Source organism: Paenirhizobium naphthalenivorans, from assembly GCF_007992095.1.
Taxonomy (GTDB): domain Bacteria; phylum Pseudomonadota; class Alphaproteobacteria; order Rhizobiales; family Rhizobiaceae; genus Allorhizobium; species Allorhizobium naphthalenivorans.
The window spans coordinates 139,374-157,835 of record NZ_BJZP01000007.1; the positions used below are offsets into that span (position 1 = coordinate 139,374).

General features: G+C 61.7%; 20 protein-coding genes, 1 pseudogene and 3 riboswitches. Of the genes and pseudogenes, 14 read left to right on the top strand and 7 right to left on the bottom strand.

Going from position 1 to position 18,462, the window contains the following annotated elements:
• Nucleotides 1-20 precede the first annotated feature (20 nt).
• The 6 genes from sufD (at nt 21) to RNA01_RS09520 (ending at nt 4,635) form a co-directional block, all read left to right on the top strand.
• Nucleotides 21-1,295, top strand: a complete 1,275-nt coding sequence (gene sufD, locus RNA01_RS09495; RefSeq protein WP_147179781.1) for a Fe-S cluster assembly protein SufD — start codon at nt 21-23, stop codon at nt 1,293-1,295.
• The gene (locus tag RNA01_RS09500; protein WP_147179783.1) at nt 1,288-2,532 is read left to right on the top strand and encodes a cysteine desulfurase; all 1,245 of its coding nucleotides are present in this window, start codon (nt 1,288-1,290) and stop codon (nt 2,530-2,532) included. Before sufD ends, RNA01_RS09500 begins: the two co-directional genes overlap by 8 nt.
• A gap of 10 nt (nt 2,533-2,542) precedes the next feature.
• Nucleotides 2,543-2,923: an SUF system Fe-S cluster assembly protein gene (locus RNA01_RS09505; RefSeq protein WP_147179784.1), complete on the top strand. Its 381-nt coding sequence runs from the start codon at nt 2,543-2,545 to the stop codon at nt 2,921-2,923.
• Between the two features lie 80 nt (nt 2,924-3,003).
• Nucleotides 3,004-3,396, top strand: coding sequence for a Fe-S cluster assembly scaffold SufA (sufA, locus tag RNA01_RS09510; RefSeq protein WP_147179786.1), 393 nt, complete (start codon nt 3,004-3,006; stop codon nt 3,394-3,396).
• A 159-nt stretch (nt 3,397-3,555) separates the two neighbouring features.
• Nucleotides 3,556-4,005: an Lrp/AsnC family transcriptional regulator gene (locus RNA01_RS09515; protein ID WP_147179789.1), complete on the top strand. Its 450-nt coding sequence runs from the start codon at nt 3,556-3,558 to the stop codon at nt 4,003-4,005.
• 3 nt (nt 4,006-4,008) lie between these two features.
• Entirely contained in the window at nt 4,009-4,635 is a 627-nt protein-coding gene (locus RNA01_RS09520; RefSeq protein WP_147179790.1) for a LysE family translocator, read from the top strand.
• A gap of 133 nt (nt 4,636-4,768) precedes the next feature.
• On the opposite strand, the gene RNA01_RS09525 is transcribed toward RNA01_RS09520, so the two are convergent.
• The 5 genes from RNA01_RS09525 to gcvT all read right to left on the bottom strand — a co-directional run bounded on the left by RNA01_RS09525 (nt 4,769) and on the right by gcvT (nt 10,662).
• The gene (locus RNA01_RS09525) at nt 4,769-5,143 is read right to left on the bottom strand and encodes a tudor domain-containing protein (protein ID WP_147179792.1); all 375 of its coding nucleotides are present in this window, start codon (nt 5,141-5,143) and stop codon (nt 4,769-4,771) included.
• Between the two features lie 234 nt (nt 5,144-5,377).
• Nucleotides 5,378-5,704 carry a flagellar basal body protein gene (locus RNA01_RS09530; RefSeq protein WP_147179794.1) on the bottom strand — a complete coding sequence of 109 codons (327 nt, stop codon included), beginning with the start codon at nt 5,702-5,704 and terminating at the stop codon, nt 5,378-5,380.
• Nucleotides 5,705-6,189: 485 nt separating this feature from the next.
• Nucleotides 6,190-9,054 (bottom strand): aminomethyl-transferring glycine dehydrogenase, encoded by a 2,865-nt coding sequence (gene gcvP / locus RNA01_RS09535; RefSeq protein WP_147179796.1) that lies wholly within the window; start codon nt 9,052-9,054, stop codon nt 6,190-6,192.
• A complete protein-coding gene (gcvH, locus tag RNA01_RS09540; RefSeq protein ID WP_147179798.1) occupies nt 9,051-9,413 on the bottom strand; it encodes a glycine cleavage system protein GcvH in 363 nt (120 codons plus the stop codon). The genes gcvP and gcvH overlap by 4 nt, the downstream gene beginning before the upstream one ends.
• A 109-nt stretch (nt 9,414-9,522) precedes the next feature.
• Entirely contained in the window at nt 9,523-10,662 is a 1,140-nt protein-coding gene (gene gcvT / locus RNA01_RS09545; protein WP_147179800.1) for a glycine cleavage system aminomethyltransferase GcvT, read from the bottom strand.
• 64 nt (nt 10,663-10,726) lie between these two features.
• Nucleotides 10,727-10,809: riboswitch (glycine riboswitch) on the bottom strand.
• Nucleotide 10,810: 1 nt separating this feature from the next.
• Nucleotides 10,811-10,899: riboswitch (glycine riboswitch) on the bottom strand.
• Between the two features lie 251 nt (nt 10,900-11,150).
• On the opposite strand from gcvT, the gene RNA01_RS09550 reads away from it, so the two are divergent.
• Nucleotides 11,151-11,522: a hypothetical protein gene (locus RNA01_RS09550; protein ID WP_147179801.1), complete on the top strand. Its 372-nt coding sequence runs from the start codon at nt 11,151-11,153 to the stop codon at nt 11,520-11,522.
• A 233-nt stretch (nt 11,523-11,755) separates the two neighbouring features.
• A pseudogene (locus RNA01_RS09555) lies at nt 11,756-12,139 on the top strand (copper chaperone PCu(A)C); the annotation flags it as partial.
• Nucleotides 12,140-12,224: 85 nt separating this feature from the next.
• On the opposite strand, the gene RNA01_RS09560 reads toward RNA01_RS09555, so the two are convergent.
• Nucleotides 12,225-12,500 (bottom strand): hypothetical protein, encoded by a 276-nt coding sequence (locus RNA01_RS09560; protein ID WP_147179805.1) that lies wholly within the window; start codon nt 12,498-12,500, stop codon nt 12,225-12,227.
• Nucleotides 12,501-12,782: 282 nt separating this feature from the next.
• On the opposite strand from RNA01_RS09560, the gene RNA01_RS09565 reads away from it, so the two are divergent.
• The 6 genes from RNA01_RS09565 (at nt 12,783) to RNA01_RS09590 (ending at nt 17,112) form a co-directional block, all read left to right on the top strand.
• A complete protein-coding gene (locus RNA01_RS09565) occupies nt 12,783-13,319 on the top strand; it encodes a flavodoxin domain-containing protein (protein ID WP_147179806.1) in 537 nt (178 codons plus the stop codon).
• A gap of 73 nt (nt 13,320-13,392) precedes the next feature.
• On the top strand, nt 13,393-13,770 hold the full coding sequence (gene crcB / locus RNA01_RS09570; RefSeq protein ID WP_147179808.1) for a fluoride efflux transporter CrcB: 378 nt from the start codon (nt 13,393-13,395) through the stop codon (nt 13,768-13,770).
• Between the two features lie 97 nt (nt 13,771-13,867).
• On the top strand, nt 13,868-14,866 hold the full coding sequence (locus tag RNA01_RS09575) for an RluA family pseudouridine synthase (RefSeq protein ID WP_147179810.1): 999 nt from the start codon (nt 13,868-13,870) through the stop codon (nt 14,864-14,866).
• A complete protein-coding gene (locus tag RNA01_RS09580) occupies nt 14,863-15,516 on the top strand; it encodes an HAD-IA family hydrolase (protein WP_147179812.1) in 654 nt (217 codons plus the stop codon). Before RNA01_RS09575 ends, RNA01_RS09580 begins: the two co-directional genes overlap by 4 nt.
• 9 nt (nt 15,517-15,525) lie before the next feature.
• Nucleotides 15,526-16,329 carry an ATP12 family chaperone protein gene (locus RNA01_RS09585; protein WP_147179814.1) on the top strand — a complete coding sequence of 268 codons (804 nt, stop codon included), beginning with the start codon at nt 15,526-15,528 and terminating at the stop codon, nt 16,327-16,329.
• Nucleotides 16,330-16,389: 60 nt separating this feature from the next.
• Nucleotides 16,390-17,112, top strand: coding sequence for a hypothetical protein (locus tag RNA01_RS09590; protein WP_147179816.1), 723 nt, complete (start codon nt 16,390-16,392; stop codon nt 17,110-17,112).
• A 482-nt stretch (nt 17,113-17,594) separates the two neighbouring features.
• Here RNA01_RS09590 and RNA01_RS09595 read toward each other — a convergent pair whose 3' ends face one another.
• Entirely contained in the window at nt 17,595-17,792 is a 198-nt protein-coding gene (locus RNA01_RS09595) for a hypothetical protein (RefSeq protein ID WP_147179818.1), read from the bottom strand.
• A gap of 118 nt (nt 17,793-17,910) precedes the next feature.
• Nucleotides 17,911-18,286, top strand: a riboswitch (cobalamin riboswitch).
• Nucleotides 18,287-18,462 lie beyond the last annotated feature (176 nt).

Genomic DNA, 18,462 nt, shown 5'->3' on the forward strand with positions numbered 1-18,462 from the left:
GCCGGAAAGGAGTTCCGACGATGACAATCCAAGCTGCTAACCGGCTGACAGTGGCCGAAAGCCAGCTGATCGAGGCTTACACGAGCCAGATCGGCGGGCTGCCCGGCAACGGCGAGGTGCTGGCCGCGCGTGACCTGCTGTTCGACGATCTGAAGCGGGGCGGTCTGCCGACCCGTCGAATCGAATCCTGGCACTATACCGACCTCAAGGCGCTTCTTCGCGCTGTGCCCGCCTTTGACCCCTCGGCCTCCGCCAAGGCGGAGGCCCCCATCGTTGCCGGTGCGACCGTGCTGTCCCTGCTGCACGGCAGCGCGGAACTGGCCGCGATGCCTGACGGCGTTGAAGCTTCAGGCTACCGCGAGCAACTGACGAGCGGTTCTGCTGCGGCAGGGCTCAAGGCCCGTGATGCCGACGACGCGATCGGACGGCTGAACGGCAGCTTCGTTCAAGACGGAATCGTGCTTGCCGTTGCCGCCGACACGGACCTTCAGGCGCCGATCGAATTGCAGAGCATTCACGGCGCCGGTGCGGTACATATGCGTTATCCGGCCGTGTTCGGCGTCAAGAGCCGTACGACGGTCATCGAACGTCACCTTGCCAACGGGGCAGGCGTCGCGCTCGTCTCCAGCATTGCCGACCTGAAGATCGAGGACGGCGCCGAAGTCACCTGGATCATCCTTCAGACCGAAGGGCTGGAAGATACCCATTTCGGCCAGATCAAGGTCGAGCTTGGTACGGATGCCAAGTTCCGCCTGTTCATCGTCAATGCCGGCGGCAAGCTGGTGCGTCAGGAGATCCACCTGCGCACCGTTGGCGAAGGCTCGGACTTCCAGCTCAGGGCTGTCAATCTGCTCGGCGGCGAGAGCCATACGGACGTGACCATGACGCTCGGCCATGACGTGCCCAATACGACCTCGACGGAAATCATCCGCAATGTCGTATTCGACCGCGCCAAGGGCGTGTTCCAGGGCATGATCCGGGTCGCGCCCGATGCGCAGAAGACCGATGCGCGGATGGCCTGCAACACTTTGCTGATGTCGGACGACGCCGAATTCTCGGTCAAGCCGGAGCTTGAGATCTTCGCCGACGACGTGCAATGCGCCCATGGCGCGACGGTTGCCGACATCCTGAAGACCCACCTCTATTATCTGATGTCGCGCGGGATCCCGGAGAAGACGGCGCGCGCCCTCCTGATCAACGGCTTCGTCGCCGAGATCGTCGAGGAGCTGGAGGATGAGGCGCTGGTCACCGCCTTGGAAGGGATCATTTCCAACTGGCTTGAACGCCATGGTTGATCATCCATCCACACGGGCAGGCTATGATGTCGAAGCGGTGCGCCGCGACTTCCCGATCCTGTCGCGCGAAGTCTATGGCAAACCGCTCGTCTATCTCGACAATGCCGCCTCGGCGCAGAAGCCGAGACAAGTGATCGACGCCATCAGCCACGCCTATTCCAACGAATATGCGAACGTCCATCGCGGCCTGCATTTCCTGTCCAACGCCGCGACTGACGCCTATGAAGCCGCGCGCGAAAAGGTCCGCCGTTTCCTCAATGCCGGCTCGGTCGACGAACTGGTCTTCACCAAGTCCTCGACCGAGGCGATCAACACGGTCGCCTATGGCTGGGGCATGACCCATATCGGCGAGGGCGACGAGATCGTCCTGTCGATCATGGAGCACCACTCTAATATCGTGCCCTGGCATTTTTTGCGCGAGCGCAAGGGTGCCAAGCTCGTCTGGGCGCCGGTGACCGACGACGGCGCCTTCGACCTTGAGGCCTTCGAGAAATGCCTGACGGAGCGCACCAAGCTCGTCGCCATCACCCATATGTCCAATGCGCTCGGCACAGTCGTGCCGATCAAGGACGTCTGCCGCATCGCCCATGAGCGCGGCATTCCGGTCATGGTCGACGGCAGTCAGGGCGCCGTGCACATGCCGGTCGATGTTCAGGACCTGGATTGCGACTGGTACGCGATCACCGGCCATAAGCTCTACGGGCCGTCGGGTATCGGCGTGCTTTATGGCAAGATGGACCGGCTGAGGGACATGCAGCCCTTCATGGGCGGCGGCGAAATGATCGTTGAGGTGACGGAAGATGCCGTGACCTACAACGACCCGCCGCATCGGTTTGAGGCCGGCACCCCGCCGATCGTCCAGGCGATTGGTCTTGGTTATGCGCTCGACTATATGGACAGCCTCGGCCGCGTGGCGATCGCCGCGCATGAGGAGGACTTGCGGGCCTACGCCCATGAGCGGCTCTCGGCGATCAATTCGCTGAAGATTATCGGCAATGCGCCAGGTAAGGGAGCGATTTTCTCCTTCGAGCTTGCCGGCATCCATGCCCATGACGTGTCGATGCTGATCGATCGTCGTGGCGTCGCGGTGCGCGCTGGCACCCATTGCGCCCAGCCGCTGCTTGCCCGTTTCGGCGTCACGTCGACCTGCCGGGCCTCCTTCGGTCTCTACAACACCCGTGCGGAGGTCGATGCGCTCGCAGACGCGCTCGACCATGCCCGCACCTTCTTCGCGTGAGGAAACGTCTATGAGCGTCAACGAAAGCGAACCGAAACCGGACGTCCGCGAGGGCATCGTCCAGTCGTCCATTCCGCAGGACGAACTTGCGCGCATCTCCGACGACATCGTCGCGGCGCTGAAGACCGTCTATGATCCAGAGATCCCGGCCGATATCTTCGAACTCGGGTTGATCTACAAGATTGACGTCGATGATGACCGGATGGTCAAGATCGTGATGACCCTGACAGCGCCTGGTTGCCCGGTTGCCGGCGAAATGCCGGGTTGGGTGCAGAATGCCGTTAGCGCGGTCGAAGGCATCTCCGGCGTCGAGGTGGAAATGACCTTTGACCCGCCGTGGACGCCGGACCGCATGTCCGAAGAAGCGCAAGTCGCCATCGGCTGGTATTGATAGAAGCCAGGTTGGCCACTACATTCGGTTGACCAAGCAGAGCCCCGGACCTTGAACCCGGTGGCGATGGGAGAAACGAAATGGGCTTTCAGGTGATGACCATGACGGATGCGGCAGCCGCCCGCGTCCGCGCGATCGTCGAGAATTCCGCACCGGATGCCAGGGGCATTCGCGTCGGGATCAAGAAGGGCGGCTGCGCCGGGATGGAGTATACCATCGACCTGGTGAGTGAACCGAACCCCAAGGACGACCTGATCGAGCGCGATGGAGCAAGCGTGTGGGTCGATCCAGCCGCCGTGCTCTATCTGCTCGGCACTCAGATGGATTTCGAGACGACGACGCTGCGTTCCGGCTTCACTTTCACCAACCCCAACCAGACCTCGGCATGCGGCTGTGGTGAATCGGTCGAGTTGAAAGCCGCCGATCTGGCGGAGCTTGCTCGCCAGAAACAGCAAGCGACTGTCGCTGGCTGACGTGTGAGACAGACTTTTTTGTAGAACAAAAGGCCCGGTCCGCGACTGGGCCTTTTGTTTTTGCGGCGAGATCATCGTTCGCCGGAATAAATGCGGTTTAGAACAATAATACCAATAAAAACATTTGAAATATTGGTATTTTCCGCATATGTTGCGGAAATGGACATAACGGACAAGAAAATAGCCGCTCTGCTGGCCGAAGACGCCCGCCGTTCGCTTGCCGATATTGGTGAGGCAGTGGGCTTATCTGCCTCGGCCGTCAACGAGCGTATTCGCAGGTTGGCCGCCTCAGGTGTCATCAAGCGCTTCACCGTGGACGCTGACCATGCATTGTTGGGACTGGCCGTCACTGCCTTTGTGCTGGTCGGGCTCGACTACGATGCGGGCGAGGAGGCCTTCAAGGCTTTCGCCGCCGACCATCCTTCCGTTGCGGAATGTCATCATGTAACGGGAGGTTGGTCTTATCTGCTCAAGGTGCGTGTCCGTGATCTTGCTGGGCTCGAGACCTTCCTCGCCGAACTGAAGGCCCGGCGCTTTCTCTCCCGCAGCGAAACCATGATCGTGCTCTCGACTGCCGTCGAGCGCGGCTTCACCCTGGCGGAGGTTTGAACGATGAGCCTGTTTCTTCTCGGCAAGGGCATCCTGCTTGGCCTCGCCATTGCCGCGCCTCTCGGACCGATCGGCGCGCTGTGCATTTCTCGTACGCTGGAGCGCGGCTTCTGGGCCGGTGTCGCCGGTGGCCTCGGCACGGCGCTTGCCGACGGCGCCTATGCGCTGATGGCTGCCGCTGGTTTTGCCGCCTTCGCGACCCTGCTCGACACGATCTCTTTGCCGCTGCAACTGCTTGGCGGCGCCTTCCTGCTGTGGCTCGGCTGGAAGAGCTTTCAGCCGAAGCCGCCGGTCGTGGCCGCCAAGGTGGGCGCACGCGACCTGCTGAGCACCACCGGCGCGACCTTCCTGCTGACCATCACCAACCCGGCGACCATCCTGTCCTTTGCTGCTATCTTTGCCGGGCTGGGCCTGGCATCGCAGGGCGATGGCTGGTCGGCGGCCGCGCTCGTCGCCGGCGTCTTCGCCGGCTCGATGCTCTGGTGGATATTCCTCAGCGGCACGGTGGCGCTGCTGCATCACCGCCTGCCGGAGAGCTTCGCCCTCTGGGTGTCGCGGATCTCCGGCGTGGTGCTGATCGGCTTCGGCCTAGTGGCAATCGTGATGGGGGTGAGGGCGCTGGTCGCGTAACGGCTGTCCGGGCGCTTTTGTGCGGGACGACCACGGCTCGGAAGGTATCTTCGAAGGCCGATCGGCTAAGCCCCGGATCTGATCTTTCAGCCGTGTCGGCGGATTGGGCCGCCGACACGGCTGAAGAACGAACTCAACGCGAGCGGCAGCGGCCGGTCTTCATCGTTTCCTTGTCGCCATCATCATAGGCGATGCCGATCTTTTCACCTGCGAGAGAGGCGATCGTGCCAGGATACCATTCGCCCTGGCCCTTGAAATTGCACTCGACCTTCATCCCGATCATCCAGTCATACGGGCGCACATCTCCAATGGCGACCGTTTCACGGTCACCGTCGTCATAGCGAATGGTAACCTTGCCGTTGCCGACCTTTTCGGCAATGCCCGGGAACCAGTAGCCGGCGCCCTTGTAGTTGCCAAGAACCCAATCCCCTTGGGTCTGCGCCATCGCGCCTGTAACTCCGAGCGTGGAGAGCGTAACTGCAAGTGTCAGTACCAATTTGAAGCGCATAAGAATCCCTTTCAAGAATCCCGATTTATCGCCTGATTCAACGGAATTCAGGGATGCCAGGACGGCGCTGGCGATCCTTTTATAGGCGGGGTGACCATGTGTCGTTGGACTATTTTGGGTGCGGAGACTTGCGTTTACGCAATTTGGCGAGGGGCACCACGGTGCTGGGGCGCCGAAAAAGGTAGAGCATCGTGTCGATGCAATCCTCGCCTTTGAAGGCCGATGGAGAGTTCTTCAATCCCGCTTGATGCTCATCAGCACGTCCCACATGTCCGCGCCGGTCTCGAACACGGAGGCATTGGCCTTGAACGAGAGTTCGGCGCCGATCGCGTCGAGCATTTCGCTGGCAAGATCGACATTGGAACTGTCGGGCAGGGTGTCTTCGCCTGAGGTGGAAACGGATGCGGAGACCCCGCCGGTCGGGCGCGTCGAAAACGTCGTCACGGTGCGGTCATAGCCCGGCGTCAGCGCATTCGCCACATTGTTGGCGGTGGCTGAGAGCCGCGTCGGCTGCGCCTGCATGCCGGAAACGGCAATGCCCATGATCGCGGAAATTCCCATAGTTCAGCCTCGATGCCCATATTCAATCGAAGCACTTTACCTGACGCCCGTTAGGGAAGCCTGAAGCGACGAGGTTCATGGACCGTGTCCAGCCCTCCAGGCCTTGTTCCGAAATGATACGCCCTGGCCGCATCTTGCCCAGCCAAAGACGACATAGAAAACGAAACAATTAGGCAATAGACTAAATAAAGAAATAGAAAATTACATTAGGATCGCAAGGGGGTGGCTGAGAGGGGCGTTACGGACTACTTTCGCGGCATAGCGAGCCAGCCCGCCACACCGATCGGGATGCCCGCCGAGATGCACAGGCCGATATTGTCGAAGACGGTCACGCCGAGTGCCGATGCCGACGCCGATTGCGTTCCAGAGGGCAGTGACCGAGAGCCTGGGCGGTTCCGATGGCCGATTTGCGACCCACGCTACCCGCAACGAGAAAGCCCGCCTTGCGGGCGGGCCTTCGTCGCATGTGAGGGCAGTCGAGGCCGCTATTCGGCGGCTTCGGCATACTCGCTCATCGGCGGGCAGGTGCAGACCAGGTTACGGTCGCCGTAGACATTGTCGACGCGGTTGACCGAGGACCAGTACTTGTCGACCCGGAAGGCGCCGGGCGGGAAGCAGGCCTGCTCGCGCGTGTAGGGACGGGTCCACTCGCCGACGAGGTCTTCCACGGTGTGTGGGGCGTTCTTCAGCGGGTTGTTCGCCTTGTCCATCCGGCCTTCCTCGATGTCGCGGGCCTCCTCGCGGATCGCCAGCATGGCCTCGCAGAAACGGTCGATCTCGGCCTTTGTCTCGCTCTCCGTCGGCTCGATCATCAATGTGCCAGCGACCGGCCAGCTCATGGTCGGAGCGTGGAAGCCGCAGTCGATCAGCCGCTTGGCGACGTCGTCGACGGAGACGCCCGAGCTTTCGGCGAGCGGACGGGTATCAATGATGCACTCATGCGCCACGCGACCGGCTTCTGACTTGTAGAGCACGTCATAGGCGCCGGTCAGCCGGGCGGCTATATAATTGGCGTTGAGGATCGCCACCTTGGTCGCCTGCGTCAGCCCTTCTCCGCCCATCATCAGGCAATAGGACCAGCTGATCGGCAGGATCGATGGCGAGCCATAGGGGGCCGCCGAAACCGCGCCCGGACGGCCATCGGTTGCGACATGGCCTGGCAGGAAGGCTGCCAGATGCGCCTTGACACCGATCGGTCCCATACCTGGACCGCCGCCGCCATGCGGGATGCAGAAGGTCTTGTGCAGGTTTAGGTGGGAGACGTCGGAGCCGATGTCGCCGGGGCGGGCAAGGCCGACCATCGCGTTCATATTGGCGCCGTCGAGATAGACCTGCCCGCCATGGGCATGGGTGATCTCGCAGATTTGCCGCACCGTCTCCTCGAACACGCCATGCGTGGATGGATAAGTGACCATGCAACAGGACAAGGTATCGGCATATTTCTCCGCCTTCTCGCGGAAATCGTCGAGATCGACGTCACCATTGTCGCGTGCCTTGACCGGCACGACCGTCATGCCGGCCATATGCGCCGATGCCGGGTTGGTGCCATGCGCCGAGGTCGGAATCAGGCACACGGTGCGGTGGGCATCACCGCGCGACAGGTGGTAGCTGCGGATGGTCAGAAGCCCCGCATATTCACCCTGTGCGCCGGAATTCGGCTGTATCGAAATCGCGTCGTAACCGGTAACCGAGCACAGTTTCTCCGAAAGATCGTCGATCATCTCCTTGTAGCCGAGCGCCTGGTCGGCGGGGGCAAACGGATGGATCTCGGAGAACTCCGGCCAGGTGATCGGTAGCATTTCGGCCGTGGCGTTGAGTTTCATCGTGCACGAGCCGAGCGGGATCATCGCCCGGTCGAGCGCGAGGTCGCGGTCGGAGAGCCGGCGGATATAGCGGGTCATCTCGCTTTCGGCGCGGTTCATGTGGAAGATCGGATGCGTCAGGTAGTCGGTCTGGCGCAGGAGATCCTTGGGCAGGCGGTAGTCGGGCGTGAATTCGGCGACCGCAAAGGCGCCCCCGAAGGCGCGCCAGACAGCCTCGAGCGTTGCCGGCCGGGTGCGCTCGTCAAGGCTGATGCCGATGCGGGTTTCGCCGACCTTGCGCAGGTTGACACCTTCGGCAACGGCGGCGCGCAGAACCAGGCCCTGCATATGGCCGACCTCGACGGTGATGGTGTCGAAGAAGGTTTCCTGCTCGATCGCATAGCCGAGCTTTTCCAGCCCCTTGGCCATCAGAACCGCCTTCTGGTGCACCTGCTGGGCAATCGCCTTGATGCCCTTGGGGCCATGGAAGACAGCATACATCGAGGCCATGACGGCGAGCAAAACCTGTGCGGTGCAGATGTTCGATGTCGCCTTTTCTCGACGGATATGCTGCTCGCGGGTCTGTAGCGATAGGCGGTAGGCGCGGTTGCCGCGGGCGTCGACGGAGACGCCGACGAGGCGACCGGGCATGGAGCGTTTGATGGCGTCCTTGACCGCCATATAGGCGGCATGCGGGCCGCCATAACCGACCGGAACGCCGAAGCGCTGGGTCGAGCCGATGGCGATGTCGGCGCCCATGTCGCCGGGTGACTTCAGCAGCGTCAGCGCCAAGATGTCGGCGGCAACGGTGGCGGTTGCGCCGGTCTGGTGCAGGCGGGCGATCAGGCCGGAAAAGTCATGGATCTGCCCATGGGTGCCGGGATACTGGAATATCGCGCCGAACACGTCGACCGGATCGAGATCGGTGAAAGGGTTGCCGACGATCACCGTCCAGCCGAGCGGCTCGGCGCGGGTTCGGATCACTGCGATGGTCTGCGGATGGCAGGCCTCATCGACGAAGAAGGCTTTCGCCTTGGATTTCGACACGCGTTCGGCAAGCGCCATGGCCTCGGCGGCGGCGGTCGCCTCGTCGAGCAGCGAGGCGTTCGCCACGTCGAGCCCGGTCAGGTCGCAAACCATGGTCTGGAAGTTGAGCAACGCTTCAAGCCGGCCTTGCGAAATCTCCGGCTGGTAGGGCGTGTAGGCTGTGTACCAGGCGGGGTTTTCCAGGATGTTGCGTTGGATGACCGGTGGCGTGATGGTGCCGTAATAGCCTTGGCCGATCAGCGAAACGAGCGCCTTGTTCTTGTTGGCGGTCTCGCGCAGCTTGTCGAGCGCTTCGCGCTCGGTCATGGCGGCACCCCAGGTAAGGGGAACCTGCTGGCGAATCGACGACGGGACGGTGGCGTCGATCAGCGCGTCGAGATTCTGATAGCCGATAACCTTCAACATATCGTCCATTTCGGCCGGCGAGGGACCGATGTGGCGCCGATTGGCGAAGTCGTAGGGCTGGTAGTCGGTGAACTGGAATTCGGTCGATGTGGTCATGCGATCAGCTCGTTATAGGCGGCTTCGTCGAGAAGGGCGGCGGCATCGGCGGCGACCTTCAGCTTCAGCTTGAAGAACCAGCCGGCGCCTTGCGGATCGGAATTGACCAGTGATGGATCGTCGACGATCGCTTGGTTGATTTCCGTGATCTCGCCGTCGAGTGGGCAGTAGACTTCCGAGGCCGCCTTGACCGATTCGACGGTGGCAGCATCGGCGCCCTTGTCGAAGGTCGCGCCGACTTCCGGCAGTTCGACGAAGACCAGGTCGCCCAGCTGTTCGGCGGCGTGGTTGGTGATACCGACGGTCGCGACATCGCCCTCGATCTTCAGCCATTCGTGTTCAGCGGTAAATTTCAGCATGTGATGTTCCTCTCGATGGATATTGTCTTGGCTCAGGTGGCGGCCAGCAAGGTCCGCATTGGCCGTCAGGCCAGTGGGGTCAAATCTGTCGATGCCGCCATCCGTGATCTCAACGCTTGTAGGTCGGGGTGACGAAGGGCATGGCGGCGACAGTGACCGGCAGGTACTTGCCACGCACTTCGGCAAAGATCTGCGTCCCGGGTTCGGCATGGCTCGCGGGCACATAGCCCATCGCGATGGGGCCCTCGACACTCGGGCCGAAGCCGCCGGACGTCACTTCGCCGAGTTCCGTCCTGCCTTCATTATCTGCATAGAGCTTGGCATGACCACGTACCGGCGCCTTGCCCTCGGGCTTGAGGCCGATGCGGCGGCGGGAGGCGCCGGTGTCGATTTCTGACAGGATGCGTCCCGCGCCGGGGAAGCCGCCTTCGCGGGCGCCACCGGTGCGGCGGGTCTTCTGGATCGCCCATTCGAGGCCCGCTTCGATCGGCGACGTCGTGGTATCGATGTCATTGCCGTAAAGGCAAAGCCCGGCCTCCAGCCGCAGCGAATCGCGGGCGCCAAGGCCGATCGGCTCGCAATCGGGATGGGCGAGCAGGGCTCTGGCCAGTTCCTCCGCCTTGTCCGCCGGCACGGAAATCTCGAAGCCGTCCTCGCCGGAATAACCGGAGCGCGAGACGATGCACGGTGCACCGCAGAGGGTGACGTCGCGCACGTCCATGAACTTCATCGCGGCGACGTCGGCCCCGAGGCTCGCAAGCACGACCTCCGAGCGCGGCCCCTGAAGCGCCAACAGCGCACGGTCGTCGCGGTATGTGACCTCGACGCGTTCGGAGAGGTGCTTCTTCATGTGGGCAATGTCGGCCTGTTTGCAGCCGGCGTTGACGACGACATAGAGATGGTCGCCGCGATTGGCGAACATCAGGTCGTCGAGGATGCCGCCGTTGTCATCGGTGAAGAATCCGTAGCGCTGGCGGCCGGGCTTCAGGCCGAGAATGTCGACCGGCACGAGGCTTTCAAGCGCTAGGGCGGCATCCTCGAACGTGCCAGACATGGCCCGGAGCTCTACCTGTCCCATGTGCGAGACGTCGAACAGGCCGCATTTGGCGCGGGTATGGAGGTGTTCCTTCATCACACCGGCCGGGTATTGCACAGGCATGTCATAGCCGGCGAATGGCACCATACGGGCGCCTAGTTCGAGATGCAGGTCGTAAAGGGGTGTTTTGAGAAGTTCGGCGGACTGATCCAAGGGGCGTCTCCGTCTTTGGCGCTCGCGCGCCGGCTCAGGTCGTGGCACGGATGTGCCGGTGTCTTGAGCCCCCTCTGTCCGTTGGCCTGAGATTGTTATCCCTTCGGCGCACCCTTCCTTTCGGAAGGTTTCTCTCCAGAGTTTCAGTCGACGCCCTGCGGTCCTTTTGCCTGAGAGTTTCCGGGGCGGTTGCTCCTTCGGCACCGGAGTGAACCGGCTTCTCCCTGCAGGGATGCGGCAATTATCGGGCTGGGCTGCCGCTTGGCAAGAGGCAAGCGTCGTCAGCGAGCAAATAATTGTCGCTGGCGCTTCATTCTTTCGTTGGGGCAGAGATCGCCCGGTCTGGCGGTCGGCACCGTTCTCGCGCGGTTTGTCCAGGATCAAGGATTTGTATGTCTGTTCGCATGAGACTTTCTGAGTATAGCTGGCACCGGCCTTTGATCTTTGGTCGAAACCGGTTATGGAAACGTCCACAATGGAGGGCTTGGATGTCTAAGGTAAGGTGGATTGGGAGCGGACTTGTGCGCGTGCTTTGCGCGTTCGCGATCCTGTCTCTTGCCTTCGCCCACAAGCCCCCGCAGGTCATGGCAGCCGCTTACGAGAGCGCCTCGCTTCGGCTGCCGGATGGCACCTTTGCCGATCTCTGCATTAGCGACGCGGCCATCAAGCATCCGCTGGTGCATCAATTCTGCGAAGCCTGTGCGCTTGCCTCATCGACGGTTCTGCCGCTGCCGGATGACGGTGCCTGGCTCCTGGGGCTGTTCGCCTCGCTGGAAAACCGGCTAGGAGAGGCGCGCAGTGGCGGTGAACGCCGTTTCATCCTTCGCCAGCGAGCCCGTGCTCCCCCCGCATTTGCCTGATTTAACGCCTTCGATTCTAATAGAAATCATGCAAATTGCGGAAGATCGTCGTCGTGAAAAAAGATCACGCACGATGCCGCCGGAGAACGAAAATGAACGTATTTAGAACTCTCACATTCGTCGCCCTCTTTGCCACTGCTGCTGTCGCGCAGATGAATGGCAACCAGATGCAGGGCCATGGCGCCATTGACGGGTCCGGCATGGCCGGCGCTAATCCGGGTTCGATGGAGGCCGTGAAGGTCGGTGATCTGGAACTGACGGCCGGCTTCACCCGCGCCATGCTGCCGAACCAGCCGGTCGGTGGCGGCTTCATCAAGATCAAGAACGCCGGTTCGACTGACGACGTGCTGATCGCTGCCGAATCGCCGAGCGCTGGCCACATGGAGCTGCACGAGATGGTCATGGTCGACGATGTCATGAAAATGCGCCCGCTGAAGGACGGCATTCCTGTTCCGGCCGGTGAAACCGTCGAACTGAAGCCGGGTGGCCTGCACATGATGTTCATGCAGGTCAAAGAGCCCTTCGTCGAGGGTGGCAAGGTTGCGGTCAAGCTGACGTTTGAAAAGGCTGGTTCGGTTGATCTGGTGCTCCCGGTTGGACCGGCTAGCGGCAAATAGGACCTGATTTCGGGCAAAGCGAAAGGGCCACGATCGCGTTGCGGTCGTGGCCCTTTCTGTCCGGGAGGATCATTCGGTCTTTGCGTCAGGCTGCCGAATTCTTGTAGGCCTCAAGCGTGTCCTTGAGGCTCGCCTGCGCTAGGTTCTTTTGGCCGGCCGTCAGGAAGTAGAGTGCGAGCGCTGGTGGCTGTACGATGTTGAGGAGAGCCCTGAGCTGAAAGTCCTCGCTGGTGGCTGCTTGCTCTGCGAGCAGGCGGGTGTTCTCGTCCGAGAACGAACTGCGTGATGTCCGCTGTTGCGGCTTCACGTGCTCCATCGCATAGGCGGCTGTCGTGGCAGAGACTGTGACGACCTGTGTCATTGGCTTCACCAATTTGCTAATCAATCAGAGGATGTTACATCAACCGCGTCTCCGCTTTATTAAATCGAAGGTTGCAAATTGAGTAAAGTCTTATGGATAGGTGAGGCATTGTTCAACGATGAATTATTTTGCTGCCAGACGGCCAGAGGGCTGCCGATACCCTTGCAATTGCGGTGCAATCTGTCATTTTCCAGCTGAAATTGCGTCGGTCAAAATTGTTTTGATCAATAACGTTTGGGCCCCAATGCCAAGCTGGCGGCGGGGTGTGGAGGGGAGGCAAGCATGATCATTCTCGTTGGCTATGTGAGCATCGAGGGACAATCGAAAAAGATCGCCGAGACGATCGCCGCCCAGGTCGAAAAAGGCGGGGATCGGGCCGTGTTGTTCAATGTGGTGACTGGCGCCGAGTATGGTGTCGACCATCCGCAAGCGGCGATTCTCTGTGCTCCGATCCACGCCGGCCGCTATCCGACGCCCTTCGTAGACTTTGTCGAGCGCGAGCGGGATTGGCTGAAAACGGTGCCGAGCGCCTTCGTATCTGTGTCGCTTTTCATTCAAAGCGAGTTCGCCGAGGAGCGCGAGGAAGCCATGCATTTCCCTGACGCGCTGATGGCGCAGACCGGCTGGACGCCGGGCATGGTACATCATGCCGCCGGTGCTCTTCGCTATACGGAATACGATTTCTTCAAGCGCTGGATGGCCAAGCGGCTTGCCGAGCGCGAGGGGGCTTCTACCGACGTCAAGCACATCCACGAGTTCACCGACTGGGCTGCGCTCGAAGGTTTCACCAAGGACTTCCTGGCGGCTGCCAAGGCCTGATCGATGGGCCCGCCGGTTCGCTCCGGTGGGCTTTCCCATCCCGGTCGAAAGGCCGGGTCGCAAGGGAGGTGGTATGAACCAAATCCTGCTGGTTGCTATTGGTGGGGCTTTGGGCTCCGTTTGCCGCTATCTTGTCGGCCTTGGGGCCTTGCGCCTGATGGGCGCGTCCTTCCCGTGGGGCACACTGACGGTAAACGTGGCGGGTTCCTTCGCCATCGGTTTTCTCGCAGAGCTTGTCGTCGCGCGTTTCGGGGCTTCCGCTGAACTCCGGCTCTTGCTGATTACCGGTTTTCTTGGCGGGTTTACCACCTTCTCCGCCTTTGCGCTCGATGCCGTGACCCTGCTTGAACGGGGCGCGACGCTTGCGGCGACAACCTATGTGCTCCTCAGCATTGGCGCCTCGATTGTCGCGGTAATCGCCGGGATCGGTCTGATGCGTTCATTGCTCTGAGTCGTTTTCCTGTTTCCATCTTAGTCCGAAATGCTCTAAAGCCCTGCCTAAGATGAGATCTGTGGGTTTTTCCGCAGGAGTGACCGAAAGATTGGCTATGGCAGGCATTGAGCATATCACCGTTGAGGGCGACGAGGCAGGCATGCGTCTGGACCGTTGGTTCAAGGTGCATTTCCCAGGCCTCGGCTTCGGCCAGTTGCAGAAACTGCTGCGCTCCGGCCAGGTGCGTGTCGATGGTGGCCGGGTGAAGACTGATGCCCGCGTGCAGCCGGGGCAGGTGGTGCGTATCCCGCCGTTGGACGTGGACCTCAAGATCAAGACCGGGCCGATCGGCTCGCATGACCTGAAGCATTCCGAGGATGGCGAGCTGCTGTCGCGTATGCTGCTGCATGAGGATGAGAAGGTGTTCGTGCTCAACAAGCCTGCCGGTCTGGCCGTGCAGGGCGGTTCGGGCCTGACCCGCCACATCGATAAGATGCTTGAGGCCTGGACCAGCAAGAAGGGCGAGAAACCGCGCCTGGTGCACCGGCTCGACCGCGATACGTCCGGCGTGCTGGTGGTTGCCCGCACACGTGGCGCGGCCCAAAAGCTGACCGCGGCCTTCCGCGAACGCGATACCCACAAGACCTATTGGGCGCTGGTCAAGGGAGTACCGCGCAAGCACGACGACAAGATCTCTACCTGGCTGGTCAAGGATCAGACCGACGAAGGCGACCGCATGCGCGTCGCCAGGCATGGCGAGGATGGCGCCGATCACGCGGTTAGCTACTATCGCGTCATCGACACCGCCGCGCAGAATCTCGCCTGGCTGGAAATGGAGCCCTATACCGGTCGTACCCATCAGCTACGCGTTCATGCACTGCATATCGGCCATCCGATCATCGGTGATCCAAAATATTTCATCGACGACCACAATTGGGACTTCCCGGGTGGCGTTCAGAAGCGGCTGCATCTGCATGCGCGCCGCATTGACATCCCTCATCCGAACGGCGGCCGGCTCCAGGTGACGGCGCCCCTGCCGCCGCACATGGTACAGACTTGGAACCTGCTGGGTCTCGACCAATCCGACGGTGACAGAGATGGCGACGACGAATGAAGCTGGTTCTCTTCGATTGCGATGGTACGCTGGTCGATAGTGTCGCTCTGATCCACGAGGTTATGGTCCGGACCTTCCGTCATTTCGGCAAGGCCGAGCCGACGGTTGCGCAAACCAAGGCGATCATCGGGTTGACGCTCGACATCGCGATCGCCCGTATTGACGGCAAGCCGCATGCCGACGCGGAAGCCGTGGCGATGATGGCTTACTACAAAGAGATCTTCGTCGGCGTCCGCAGTGAGCTCGGTTTCCAGGAGCCGCTGTTTCCCGGTATTCGCGAATTGATCGGCAAACTCGTGGAGCGCGACGACGTGCTGATCGGCGCCGTCACAGGCAAGTCGCGCCGCGGCCTCGACGGGGTGCTTGAAACCCATGGTTTCACCTCCCATTTCTTCGTTTCCCGCACGGCGGACGATTGCCCGTCGAAGCCGCATCCCGCCATGGTGACGGAATGCTGTGAACAGGCGGGCCTCGTTCCGGCGGACACGGTGGTGGTCGGCGACGCGGTTTATGACATGCAGATGGCAAAGGCCGCAGGAGCCGCAGCGATTGGTGTGTCCTGGGGTTATGCCGATGCTGAGGAACTCTGGGCGGCCGGTGCCGATGCGGTGGTCGACCGTCCGGAAGACATCCTTGCTTTTATACACTGAGGACTTTTGATGCGCGACGAGCTTTCCGACATTTTTGGCTCCTTCACGCCCGAGCACAGCCACGAGGATCCGGTGCGCCGCGCCCAGATCCAGATGAAGCGGCCGCTGCCGAAGCGCTTCTACACGGCGGTCACGGTCGAAGCGGACGACAACGGGTACGCGGTAAAGCTCGACGGGCGGGGCGTAAAAACGCCGGGCAAGAACCCGCTGGTGTTACCGACGCGCCCGGCAGCCGAACTGGTGGCCGCCGAATGGCGGGCGCAGGTCGAGGTGATCGATCCGGAACGTATGCCGGCGACGCGGCTTGCCAATACCGCGATCGATGCCGTGGCCGACCAGGCCGAGGCGGTGTTCGAAGACATCGTACGCTACAGCGGCAGCGACATGCTGTGCTACCGGGCCGATGGTCCGGAACGACTGGTAGAGCGGCAACGTGAACGCTGGGATCCGGTGCTTGGCTGGATGGCAGAGACACACGGCGCTCGCTTCATTCTGGTTGAGGGCGTCATCCACCAAGAGCAGCCCTCGGAGGCGACCGCCGCCTTCGCCCGGGCTTTGGAGCCGAATCTTTCACCTCTTTCTCTCGCATGTCTGCATGTTGTGACGACGCTGACCGGGTCGGCGACGCTAACCCTTGCCCTCAAGGATCGTTATTTGTCGGTCGATGAGGTCTGGGCGCTCGCTCATCTCGATGAAGACTGGACGGATGAGCATTGGGGCGTGGATCCAGAGGCTGAGGCACGGCGCGCCAAGCGTTTTGTCGAAATTTCGGCGGCGGCGGCCATGCTTGAGGCGTTGCGGGCTGCGAGCTAACGGTTCGCTAACCATAAAATGGGACCCTTGGTGAAATAGAATCATCCATCGGGTTTCCTCATGCTCGCGCGTTTTTTCACGCTTGGCTTTTTCGTGCTTCTGGTCGGCGCCTTGGCCTCTTGCAGTCTGCTCAATGGCCGTCCGATCACGCGGCCACTCGTCTACAATGTCCGTGACGTGACGGTGATTGCCGACCAGACGGTGCCCAAGCGGATCGTCGCGGGGGTCGATCGTCGCGTGTCGGCGGCGATCACCGCAACGCGGCCGCCGGCAGGCGCCGAGCGCGTTGTCGTCATGGTCCGGATCGACAAGCTGGGCTATGGCTTTAACGCCCGTCAACGCCTGCGGACCGCCCGCTTCTCTGTGACGGCCGTATCGATCGAGAGCGGTGATCCAGTTGCGACGGGAAGCTTCTCGGTCAACAACCCGACTGATGATCCGCTGATGGCTGAGGAGAGCCTTGTCGAGGAAATCGCCAGTCGCGTGCGCTTTGCCTTCTCATTGGCATCGCCGTCCTTCCGCCATCTGGTTCGGGCGCCGCGCACTCAGACGACCCGAATGAAAACGGCGCTTGGGCCGCAGGGGGAGGCACCCGTCGCGTCGCATGCTCCGGTGGCACCGGTCGTAGAGAAAACGGCAGAGCCGTCATTGCCGGCGCCCGCCGCAGTGACTGGCACTAATGTCGAGACCAATGTGGAAGAGGGCGCGAGCGCCGCGGTCGTGCTGGGGCAACCGAAGCCGGTTTGCGACCCGAACGTCGAAAACTGCCCGCCGTCCGACTAAGAGTCCGTAGCGGACAAGAGGTATTCACAGCGTGCGCGTAGCCTTGATTGCGCGCTTGTAATTTACGGCGTTGTTTCACGGTAGAGCGGGCGGGCCGTTTGAATTTTCGTATATCACTTTAAATTTTCGGGTCACTGCAATTACACTTGAGCATGTGAGGTTGCGGCATTTGCGTGAAGGGGGCGTTACTGGCTTTATTGCTGGGGGGCGTTTCACATGATGACAAAATTGACACGGACGGAGCTTGCATGCTTGGTCAGCCTTTCGATCGGCGGCGGGCAGGTCTCGGCACAGCAGACATAGCAACCGGTCGCGCCGCCCGAGGCGGCGGCCTTCCGCGCCGGATCAGGGCTGGAAGTAGGAGTTGGCGCTCTGGCAGGCCGCTGCAAGCGGCAATGCCCAGGCGGACTACCAAGCCTATCTGGCGGCCTACACAACGGGTAAATTCGTCGCGATTGCCAATAACCGGATCGCCGGGCTGACTAAGACGGCGCCCGCACCTCTACCGTCGTCGAGCCGCCGGCATAGGCCGCCACTGCCTTCGCGCTCGCCGCCGGCCTGACCGTGTTCTTGAAGGGCGTTTTGACAACTCGGCCCGCTATGCCGCGATCGCCCTCGGTAATCTCGGCGTTGGCGCCGCGATCATCGGCGGAGCTGCCGCCGGCCGGCATCATCGTCATCCACGGCCGCGTTTCCGTCCGGGGCGTTGCCCGCCAGGCGCCTTCTGCCGCTGAGGCGATGGCTGTAACGAGGCCGGGCTAACCCCTGCCTCGATTGACTTGAACTCGGCTTCCTCCTATTCCATAGGTTACGGATGGTTTCCGATCTGCCGGTTGGTGGAGCGGAAAGAAAAAGGGAATGCGACGGCAGGGATCCAGATCGGGACTGCTAATCGCAGCCGACCCCGCGACTGTAGAGCGGCGAGGGTCTTCCGTTCGGCAGCGACTTTGGTGACGGATGGCTGTTTGCGTGGTGCGGACGATCCGAAGCGGGGACGGTGCCGGAAAAGCCACTGGAGGGCTGCGCGATCAGCCAGGGCCGGACGCCTCTAACTTCTACGAATCGTCCCCCTTTCGCGCCGCATTCAACTCCGGGAAGGCGAGGAAGATCCACCGGCGCATTTTGTGCGCCACGACCCGCGAGCCAGGAGACCTGCCAACCGTGCCGGGCATCAAGCCCACACCTTGCGAAGGGGAGGTTCCCCTGGTTGCCAGCACGGAGGTTGTCGTGGCGACATTATCGAAGAACGGGATCTGCCGATCCCGTGAATGCGCGTATGTTTTGCGGCGGCGTTGCGCCGGCCTCGTGTCCGCAAGCCCGTTCGGCTTGGTTGCGCCCGATCGCGCGGCC

Bases quoted from the DNA above. Each gene is read 5' to 3' on its own strand.
- RNA01_RS09530 (WP_147179794.1), bottom strand. From the start codon at position 5,704: ATGGGAATTTCCGCGATCATGGGCATTGCCGTTTCCGGCATGCAGGCG.
- RNA01_RS09505 (WP_147179784.1), top strand. From the start codon at position 2,543: ATGAGCGTCAACGAAAGCGAACCGAAACCGGACGTCCGCGAGGGCATC.
- RNA01_RS09595 (WP_147179818.1), bottom strand. From the start codon at position 17,792: ATGACGATGATGCCGGCCGGCGGCAGCTCCGCCGATGATCGCGGCGCC.
- RNA01_RS09575 (WP_147179810.1), top strand. From the start codon at position 13,868: ATGGCAGGCATTGAGCATATCACCGTTGAGGGCGACGAGGCAGGCATG.
- gcvP (WP_147179796.1), bottom strand. From the start codon at position 9,054: ATGACCACATCGACCGAATTCCAGTTCACCGACTACCAGCCCTACGAC.
- crcB (WP_147179808.1), top strand. From the start codon at position 13,393: ATGAACCAAATCCTGCTGGTTGCTATTGGTGGGGCTTTGGGCTCCGTT.
- gcvH (WP_147179798.1), bottom strand. From the start codon at position 9,413: ATGCTGAAATTTACCGCTGAACACGAATGGCTGAAGATCGAGGGCGAT.
- RNA01_RS09580 (WP_147179812.1), top strand. From the start codon at position 14,863: ATGAAGCTGGTTCTCTTCGATTGCGATGGTACGCTGGTCGATAGTGTC.
- RNA01_RS09515 (WP_147179789.1), top strand. From the start codon at position 3,556: ATGGACATAACGGACAAGAAAATAGCCGCTCTGCTGGCCGAAGACGCC.
- RNA01_RS09520 (WP_147179790.1), top strand. From the start codon at position 4,009: ATGAGCCTGTTTCTTCTCGGCAAGGGCATCCTGCTTGGCCTCGCCATT.
- RNA01_RS09565 (WP_147179806.1), top strand. From the start codon at position 12,783: ATGATCATTCTCGTTGGCTATGTGAGCATCGAGGGACAATCGAAAAAG.
- RNA01_RS09550 (WP_147179801.1), top strand. From the start codon at position 11,151: ATGTCTAAGGTAAGGTGGATTGGGAGCGGACTTGTGCGCGTGCTTTGC.
- sufA (WP_147179786.1), top strand. From the start codon at position 3,004: ATGGGCTTTCAGGTGATGACCATGACGGATGCGGCAGCCGCCCGCGTC.
- RNA01_RS09525 (WP_147179792.1), bottom strand. From the start codon at position 5,143: ATGCGCTTCAAATTGGTACTGACACTTGCAGTTACGCTCTCCACGCTC.
- sufD (WP_147179781.1), top strand. From the start codon at position 21: ATGACAATCCAAGCTGCTAACCGGCTGACAGTGGCCGAAAGCCAGCTG.
- RNA01_RS09585 (WP_147179814.1), top strand. From the start codon at position 15,526: ATGCGCGACGAGCTTTCCGACATTTTTGGCTCCTTCACGCCCGAGCAC.
- RNA01_RS09590 (WP_147179816.1), top strand. From the start codon at position 16,390: ATGCTCGCGCGTTTTTTCACGCTTGGCTTTTTCGTGCTTCTGGTCGGC.
- RNA01_RS09560 (WP_147179805.1), bottom strand. From the start codon at position 12,500: ATGACACAGGTCGTCACAGTCTCTGCCACGACAGCCGCCTATGCGATG.
- RNA01_RS09500 (WP_147179783.1), top strand. From the start codon at position 1,288: ATGGTTGATCATCCATCCACACGGGCAGGCTATGATGTCGAAGCGGTG.